At 65.6% G+C, this 8,318-nt stretch carries 9 protein-coding genes and 1 pseudogene; 3 read left to right on the forward strand and 7 right to left on the reverse strand.

Annotated elements, in window-relative coordinates:
* From JMF90_RS13170 to JMF90_RS13185, 4 genes and pseudogenes are all read right to left on the reverse strand, one after another.
* Nucleotides 1-192, reverse strand: a 192-nt coding sequence (locus JMF90_RS13170) for a helix-turn-helix domain-containing protein (RefSeq protein WP_201325150.1), incomplete at its 3' end; no start/stop codon positions are given.
* A 201-nt stretch (nucleotides 193-393) separates the two neighbouring features.
* A complete protein-coding gene (locus JMF90_RS13175; protein WP_011545878.1) occupies nucleotides 394-1,197 on the reverse strand; it encodes a hypothetical protein in 804 nt (267 codons plus the stop codon).
* 74 nt (nucleotides 1,198-1,271) lie between these two features.
* Nucleotides 1,272-1,967, reverse strand: a complete 696-nt coding sequence (locus JMF90_RS13180; protein ID WP_011545877.1) for a mobilization protein — start codon at nucleotides 1,965-1,967, stop codon at nucleotides 1,272-1,274.
* A 263-nt stretch (nucleotides 1,968-2,230) separates the two neighbouring features.
* Nucleotides 2,231-2,485: pseudogene (locus JMF90_RS13185) on the reverse strand (hypothetical protein).
* Nucleotides 2,486-2,632: 147 nt separating this feature from the next.
* Between JMF90_RS13185 and JMF90_RS13190 the strand changes: the two are divergent.
* The 3 genes from JMF90_RS13190 to mctP all read left to right on the forward strand — a co-directional run bounded on the left by JMF90_RS13190 (nucleotide 2,633) and on the right by mctP (nucleotide 5,538).
* Nucleotides 2,633-3,550: a spermidine synthase gene (locus tag JMF90_RS13190; RefSeq protein ID WP_011545876.1), complete on the forward strand. Its 918-nt coding sequence runs from the start codon at nucleotides 2,633-2,635 to the stop codon at nucleotides 3,548-3,550.
* 198 nt (nucleotides 3,551-3,748) lie between these two features.
* A complete protein-coding gene (locus tag JMF90_RS13195; RefSeq protein WP_006478185.1) occupies nucleotides 3,749-3,991 on the forward strand; it encodes a DUF3311 domain-containing protein in 243 nt (80 codons plus the stop codon).
* The gene (gene mctP, locus JMF90_RS13200) at nucleotides 3,988-5,538 is read left to right on the forward strand and encodes a monocarboxylate uptake permease MctP (RefSeq protein ID WP_011545875.1); all 1,551 of its coding nucleotides are present in this window, start codon (nucleotides 3,988-3,990) and stop codon (nucleotides 5,536-5,538) included. The genes JMF90_RS13195 and mctP overlap by 4 nt, the downstream gene beginning before the upstream one ends.
* Nucleotides 5,539-5,636: 98 nt before the next feature.
* On the opposite strand, the gene JMF90_RS13205 is transcribed toward mctP, so the two are convergent.
* The 3 genes from JMF90_RS13205 to JMF90_RS13215 all read right to left on the reverse strand — a co-directional run.
* A complete protein-coding gene (locus JMF90_RS13205) occupies nucleotides 5,637-6,092 on the reverse strand; it encodes a VOC family protein (RefSeq protein ID WP_011545874.1) in 456 nt (151 codons plus the stop codon).
* 240 nt (nucleotides 6,093-6,332) lie between these two features.
* Entirely contained in the window at nucleotides 6,333-7,286 is a 954-nt protein-coding gene (gene tal / locus JMF90_RS13210; RefSeq protein WP_011545873.1) for a transaldolase, read from the reverse strand.
* A gap of 181 nt (nucleotides 7,287-7,467) precedes the next feature.
* Nucleotides 7,468-8,318 (reverse strand): benzoate/H(+) symporter BenE family transporter (locus JMF90_RS13215; RefSeq protein WP_201325151.1); only part of this gene is annotated, 851 nt, incomplete at its 5' end.

The following is an 8,318-nucleotide window of genomic DNA, read 5'->3' on the forward strand; positions in this document are numbered from 1 at the left end:
ATTGGCGATGCGTCGAGTTTCGATGAGGCCACCTTTTTCGAGACGATTCAGTTCGCGCTGGACGCTGGCACTACCGAGACCGGTCAGCCGGATCAACTCTTTGACGTGAAACCACTGTTCGGGCTGCCCAAACAGGCAGGCCAGAATGGGTTGCTGTGCGTTGGAAAAGAGGGCGTCGCCGAGCTTTGTCATAAGCCGTGATATTAGCACGATCGAGCCAAAATTTAGCACGATCGAGCCAAATTTAAGCTCGATGAGCGACCGTTCGGCGGATCTAGATAGCAGGGATATCGCGAGACGTTGGTGATGGCCACGGTGAGCGGTTGCAGGGGCGGGAGCGGCAACAGGACAAACCGGACCTGATGCGATCGCGCCGCCACTCGACGCTACCGGTCAAGGCTTCGCCTCGCCTTGCCTGGTGCCCGTGGCCGAGACGATGCGACTTTGTGCCGCCACGAGTTGATCATCGGTGGTCGCCACCAGCCACAGCCGTGCGTGCTCCTCGATCCGGCGGTTGTGGTCCTTCAACGGCCCCAGCGCGGCAGCGGCCTTCCAGACCACCGGGCCGATTCGGCTACTTCTGCCCGACGGCGCGCCTACCAGCAGGCAGTAAGGTCCCAGCGGAAGCGAGACGAACGGCAGTGCCGGACTGGCTATCACGCGCCAGTCGATGAACGGTGTGTCGCTGATCAGCAGCGGCGTGGGCAAGCCGTAGAGCACACTGAAATCGTACAGCGCCAGCTGTTCTCGCATGCCGACGTAAATTCGCCGGATGTCGTCGACGACCGCCGCGCGGATCTCGTCCTCGAACATCGGTTCCTGCGCGTAGCGGGCCCGTGCCTGGCGAGCCTCCCGTTGATACGCGCTGAACAGGCCGATCTCCACGCAATCCTGCACGGCGCGCTGAACCTCCGCCACGGAACCGGCTTCCCCGGGCGTGCCCAACTGAGCCGCCCGCAAAAAGCGGGCAAGTCCGGCATCGTGGATCGCGGGGCCCTCCGCGGGCGTGTCGTCCTCAGCGTTCTTGCCCAGCGGCACGTAGGTATATTGCTCGGCGGCGAAATGCGATTTCTTGCCTTCGTCGAACTTGATTTCGCCATCCACGCAGTCCAGATAGCGCGTCCCGATTCGACCGTGCTCCCAAACCCAGTTTTTCAGGAACGGACGGAGTGGATGCAGTCTGTCGTGATCGGCCATCGAGCCTCCAAGTTTTCCCGGTATGAGCCATGCCAACCCAACCGCCGCACATTCCGCGCCGTCACGGGCCCGTGCTACAGGGCGAGCGTGCCCAGCTCCTCGTAAGTACGATGCAGCCAGACCTTGACGCGCTGCCGCTCCAGCAAGCCGAGCCCCGTGGCGGCGCGGTCCGGATGATTGACCGCCGCCCAGAAGCTCGCGCTTTGCCGATCGATCTTCTGCATGGTCGTATCGGGCAGGCGGCGCAGCGTAATCACGCTGGCGCCAAGGGCTTCGGCCCGCTCGCGTTCGCCGGAGGCCTCCAGAATCTCGAAGCGATCGCCGCGGACTTCATTCAGCACGAGCACCAGCTTGATTCGTCCGCCGAATTCGTCGAGCCATTGCCGCAGCAGATCGACCGAATCGCGGCCAGTGTCCATCACGTGCCACCACGTCAGCGTGAGGCCGTGTTCCTCGGCGAAGTCGACTACGTCCGAATCGTCGAGCCACTTGGCGAGCGACTGCCGCGTCTGGGCCGCGAGATCCACCAGTATGCGCCGTTGCGGATCCTCGAGCGCCGATTCCATGACCGGATCGAGGCTGTCATGCTGGTCGAGCACGGCGGGCGCGGCAAAATCGGCATAGAACCGCAGGAGCGCGCCGTGCGATCGGTCGGTATCGAAGCCCACGAAGGGCATGCTCCGATCGATGAAATACTGGGCCAGCACGCGGGCCGCGAGCGATTTGCCGACGCCGCCTTTTTCCCCGCCAATGAAGTGGATGTGACTCATGCTTACGAAATCCCGTGTAATGGAGCAGGTATGGCCAGAGCGGATATTGGCAGGCTTCGATGACGTTACGGCGCAACCGGTCCCGTCGAAAGAAAATGCATGCGCGGCACCAGCATGCTGTCTGGTCAACGCCGGTGTCAAACTGAACAAAATGGCGTCCCGTTCCGGCGGTTGCCGGGCACGGTGCGCGGCGAGCCGACGCTGCATGCGCTGCCGTACGATGCGCGGTCGTCAGGCAGCAAAAACGACTTCGATGTGTCAGCTCAATCGTCGTTGCCCCATCGCCACCGGGGCTTCTCGCCCTTGAGCCAGCACACCGCAGTCAGCAGCGCGACCAGCACCACGAGGCATGCCCCGTACGCCACCGGCGACCGATGCGGCGGCACGAGCCATGCACTCGCGACGACGCTGATCGCGAACAGCAGCAGCACGACCCAGCCCTGTCACGCGACCGGCAATCCCCATCCCCAGCCGTAGCGCTTCGCCGGAAACCAGATCTTCTTGTCGTGCGAGGTCATGCGCTCTCCTGTGGGTCCGCGAATGCAGCGTAGCGCCGACGGGATTCGACGTCACGTGTGGCGGGGCACGCGTCGGCGGCCTCCGCCTCCCACCAATGCTATCCTCTCGTCCGCTCATCCAGCGTCACCCAGCGAGATTCAACCATCATGACCCGACTGATCAAGCGCGCGTCCGCCGAGGCACGCGCGTTCAAGCAACGCAAGCCGTCCGCCTACAACGGCTCCGAAAAACTCCAGCCGCCGCGCGTGAAGCGCCGCCCGGACATCGACGAACACGACGACGTGCCGGTGCTCGAAGCGCCGCGCAAGCCGCGTTTCGCGCCCGTGACGTTCTCCGAAGAAGGCGGCGTGCGCTTCCTGCACTTCGGGACCGAGTGGGTGCAGGGCGCGATGCGGATCTCGAAGCCGCTGCATATCGAGCTCGAATACGCGCAGCAGATGATGGCCTGGCTGCTGTTCCTCGAAACGCCGGAGCGGATCGTCCAGCTCGGGCTCGGCACCGGCGCGCTGACCAAGTTCTCGCATCGTTTCCTGCCGCACGCGAAGGTCGAGGCCGTCGAGCTGAACCCGGCCGTGATCGTCGCCGCGCGCACGATGTTCGCGCTGCCGCCCGACGACGCGCGCCTCGCGGTGCACGAAGCCGACGCATGGGACTTCGTCAACGACCCGGCCAACCGCGGCACGGCGGGCGCGATCCAGATCGACCTGTACGACGCGACCGCGCGCGGCCCCGTGCTCGACAGCGTCGCGTTCTACCGCGCGGTGCGCGGCTGCCTCGCCGATGCCGGCATCGCGACGATCAACCTGTTCGGCGATCATCCGAGCTTCGTGCGCAACATGAAGCACCTGAATGCGGCGTTCGACCACCGCGTGATCGCGCTGCCCGAAGTGCACGACGGCAACCGCATCGCGATCGCGTTTTCGGGCCCCGCGCTCGACGTGCCGTTCGCCCAGCTCGACGCCCGCGCGAAGCTGATCGAGGACACGCTCAAGCTGCCCGCGCGCAAGTGGGTGAAAGCTTTGAAAGCAACGGACGGCGCACGCGACACCGCGTTCGCGATCTGACGCCGGACGCACCGGCGCAGGCCGGCGCATCCGCGTGACAAGGGGCGGATCACCTCGGGTTCGCCCCTGCTTGACCGCGTACTCGCGGCTCCTATACTGGCGCGAAGCCAGGGGAGCCGCAGCCTACCCGTTTCGCCGCTCCTCTCGGTGCCGTACCCGCTCAACAAGATCGATAACCGGGATAGAAGAGGAGACGTCATGGCTCACGATGCCGACGCCAACCGGGCCGCGAAGCGCTGGCTCTGGCTGCTGGTACTGCCGTTGATCGCGATGGTCTGGGTGCCGTCGTACAGCAAGATCGAACCGCAATGGTTCGGTTTTCCGTTTTTCTACTGGTACCAGTTGCTCTGGGTCTTCATCAGCGCGGTGATCACCGCGTTCGTGTACTTCAAGACCAAGAACGCGTGGAAGGCGAGCGGTACGCAAGGAGGTGCGCAATGAATCTCGGCGCAACCTTCGTCTTCGTCCTGCTGTTCATCGGCGTCACGATCATCGGTTTCCTGGCCGCGAACTGGCGGCGCGGCGATCTCGCTCATCTCGACGAATGGGGCCTCGGCGGACGTCGCTTCGGCACGATCGTCACGTGGTTCCTGCTCGGCGGCGACCTCTACACGGCCTATACGTTCGTCGCGGTGCCCGCGCTCGTGTTCGGCGCCGGCGCGATGGGCTTCTTCGCGCTGCCGTACACGATCCTGATCTATCCGTTCGCGTTCGTCGTGTTCCCGAAACTGTGGAGCATCGCGAAGCGGCACGGCTACGTGACGGCCGCCGACTTCGTCAACGCGCGCTACGGCAGCCGGATGCTCGCGCTGGCGATCGCGGTGACGGGCATCGTCGCGACGATGCCGTACATCGCGCTGCAGCTCGTCGGCATCGAGGTGGTGATCGGCGCGCTCGGCTTCGACACGACCGGCTTCGTCGGCGACCTGCCGCTGATCATCGCGTTCGCGATCCTCGCCGCCTACACGTACACGTCGGGGCTGCGCGCCCCCGCGATGATCGCGATCGTGAAGGACGTGCTGATCTACGTCACGATCGCCGCCGCGGTCATCGTGATCCCCGCGAAGCTCGGCGGCTTCGGGCACATCTTCTCCGCCGTGCCGCCCGCGAAGCTGCTGCTGAAGGCGCCCGACGCGATGAGCCTGAACGGCTACAGCGCATACGCGACGCTCGCGATCGGCTCGGCGCTCGCGCTGTTCCTGTATCCGCACTCGGTCACGGCGATCCTGTCGTCGTCGTCGGGCAACTCGATCCGCCGCAACATGGCGATGCTGCCCGCGTACTCGTTCGTGCTCGGCCTGCTCGCGCTGCTCGGCTACATGGCGCTCGCCTCCGGCGTGAAGGACATGCCGCAGTACGCGCCGTACTTCAAGGCGTTCGGCCCGAACTTCGCGGTGCCCGCGCTCTTCCTCGAGTACTTCCCGTCGTGGTTCGTCGGCGTCGCGTTCGCGGCGATCGGCATCGGTGCACTGGTGCCGGCGGCGATCATGTCGATCGCGGCCGCGAACCTGTACACGCGCAACATCCACCGCGAGTTCGTGAACCGCAACATGTCGCACGACCAGGAGACGCACGTCGCGAAACTCGTGTCGCTGATCGTGAAGGTCGGCGCGGTGGCGTTCATCCTCGGGCTGCCGCTGACCTACGCGATCCAGCTGCAGCTGCTCGGCGGGATCTGGATCATCCAGACGCTGCCGGCGATCGTGCTCGGCCTGTACACGCGCGTGCTCGACCATCGCGGCCTGCTGGCCGGCTGGGCGGCCGGCATCATCTGCGGCACGTGGATGGCGGTCTCGCTGAAGCTGGCGAGTTCGATCTTCACGATCCACCTGTTCGGCCTCGCGATTCCCGGCTACGCGGCCGTGTGGTCGCTGATCGTGAACCTGGTGGTGTCGGTGGTCGTGAGCGTGCTGGTGCGCGTGATCGGCATGGCGCATGCGGAGGATCGCACGCGGCCGGAGGATTATCTCGACGTCGTCGAGAGCTGATACGGGTCGTGCGCGGCCGCGTGCCGCGCACGACGCATTGCCGGCTGCCCGGCAACGAAAACGCCCGCCACCGCAAGGTGGCGGGCGTTTCCTTTGCGTCAGCCCTGCGCGCGTTTCGCGAGCTCCTCGCGCTGCGACAGATCCTCGACGTTGACCATCCAGTGCACGCCGAAGCGATCCTTCGCCATCCCGAAGCCGAGCGCCCAGAACGTCTTGCCGAACGGCATCGTCACTTCGCCGCCGTCGGCGAGCGCATCGAACAGCTTCTGGCCTTCCTCGACCGTCGCCGGGTTCAGCGACAGCGAATAGCCGGCGTGCGCGGCGCCCGCCGGCTGGCTGCAATCGCCGTCCGAGCACATGATCATCGAGTCGCCGATCGTGAAGCTCGCGTGCATCACCTTGTCGCTCATCTCCGGCGACATCGGGTAATCGGGATTCGGCGGAGCGTCCTTGAAGTGCATCTTGAACATCGTCTTCGCGCCGAGTGCCTTTTCGTAGAACTGAAGGGCTTCGTCGGCACGACCGTAGAACGTCAGGTACGGTTGAACTTGCATCGTTGTCTCCTGGAATGAGCCGTGCCGGCGCGTCGGCGCTGGCGCGGCGTCGTGCAAGATTGACTGGGGAAAGGGCGCATCGGGAGGCGGCCGTCGCACCCGTGACGTGGATTGTAGTGCGCGCGCTTGACGATGGAATGAAAAATAAAAACGGCCGCGAACATCCTGTTCGCGACCGTTTGCAGCGCTTGCTGACGGCTGTTGTCAGTCTTGCTGACAGCCGCTGACGCGTCGTGCGGCTCAGCGCAGCGCGTCGATCAGCTTCTCGAGTTTCACCGCGTCGGCGGCGAACACACGGATGCCTTCGGCGAGCTTTTCGGTGGCCATCGCTTCGTCGTTCAGCTGGAAGCGGAACGACGCCTCGTCGATCGCGACGCGCTCGGCCGGCTTGTCCTGCAGCGTTTCCGGGGACAGCTTGCGGGCGACCGTCTCGTTGCTCTCCTGCAGCTTCTGCAGCAAATCGGGACTGATCGTCAGCAGGTCGCAGCCGGCGAGCTCGGTGATCTGGCTGGTCGTGCGGAAGCTCGCGCCCATCACTTCGGTCTTGTAGCCGAACGTCTTGTAGTACGTGTAGATGCGGCGCACCGATTGCACGCCCGGATCGTTCGCGCCGCCGTCGCGCGCTTCATTCCATTCGGCGCCGGCCTGCTTCTTGTACCAGTCGTAGATGCGGCCGACGAACGGCGAGATCAGCTGCGCGCCCGCTTCCGCGCACGCGGCGGCCTGCACGAGCGAGAAAAGCAGGGTCATGTTGCACTTGATCCCTTCCTTCTGCAGCACCTCGGCCGCGCGGATGCCTTCCCACGTCGACGCGAGCTTGATCAGGATGCGCTCGCGGCCGATGCCGGCTGCTTCGTACAGCTTGATGAGCTCGCGGCCCTTCTCGATCGAGCGCTGCGTGTCGAACGACAGGCGTGCGTCGACCTCGGTCGATACGCGGCCCGGGATCAGCTTCAGGATTTCGGTGCCGAATGCGATCAGCAGGCGGTCGATGATGAAATCGGTGCTTTCGTTGCGATGATCGCGGACGGTTTTCTCGAGGATCGGCTTGTACGCATCCTTCTGGACGGCCTTCAGGATCAGCGACGGGTTCGTGGTCGCGTCCTGCGGCTTGTATTGCGCAAGCTGCTGGAAGTCGCCCGTGTCGGCGACGACGGTCGTGTACTGCTTCAGCTGGTCGAGTGCGGTAGTCATGGCGATTCGGAAGAAGAGCGCGGGGCGCCGGGTTCTCACGGGCCGCGCGAGCGCGGCGGCGAAGCGAAGCGGCGCCGGGCGCCGCTTCCAATCCATCATTTTAGGCCCGATTCGTGTCGCGCACGTTTTGGCGTGCCGGGCGGGCGCGGCGGCGCGCGCCGCGGCAGGCGGCCGAGCCGCGTCACGCGGGGCGCCGCGCGTTCAGGATCACCTGCGTGACGACCCCGGCGACGAGCCCCCAGAATGCCGAGCCGATCGACAGCAGCGTGAGGCCCGACGCGGTCACCATGAACGTGACGAGCGCCGCTTCGCGCTGCTTCACGTCCTGCATCGCGTTCGCGAGGCCGCTCATGATCGAGCCGAACAGCGCGAGCGCCGCGACCGACACGACGAGCGCTTTCGGCAGCGCCGCGAACAACGCGGCGATCGTCGCGCCGAAGACGCCGGCGACCAGGTAGAACGTGCCGCACCACACGGCGGCCGTGTAGCGCTTCGCGTGGTCCTCGTGCGCTTCGGGGCCGGTGCAGATCGCGGCCGTGATCGCCGCGAGGTTCACGCCGTGCGAGCCGAACGGCGCGAGCAGCAGCGACGCGAGGCCGGTCGTCGCGATCAGCGGCGACGACGGCGTCGGGTAGCCGTCCGCACGCAGCACCGCGATGCCCGGTACGTTCTGCGACGCCATCGCGACGACGAACAGCGGAATGCCGATGCTGACGATCGACGCGATCGAGAACGCGGGCATCGTGAACACCGGCTGCGCGAGCGCGATGTGGAAGCGGCTGAAATCGAGCAGGCCGAGGCCGCCGGCTACCACTGTGCCGACGATCAGCGTCGTCACGATCGCATAGCGCGGCGCGAGGCGCTTCACGATCAGGTAGGTGAAGAACATCGCGAGCACCAGCGCGGTCTGGAACTGCGCGGCGCGGAAGATCTCGATGCCGATCTCGAACAGGATGCCCGCGAGCAGCGCGGCCGCGATGCCGGCCGGAATGCGCTTCATCAGCGTGTCGAACAGGCCGCTCACGCCGACGG

It is taken from the genome of Burkholderia sp. E168m23, assembly GCF_016586125.1.
GTDB lineage: Bacteria > Pseudomonadota > Gammaproteobacteria > Burkholderiales > Burkholderiaceae > Burkholderia > Burkholderia orbicola.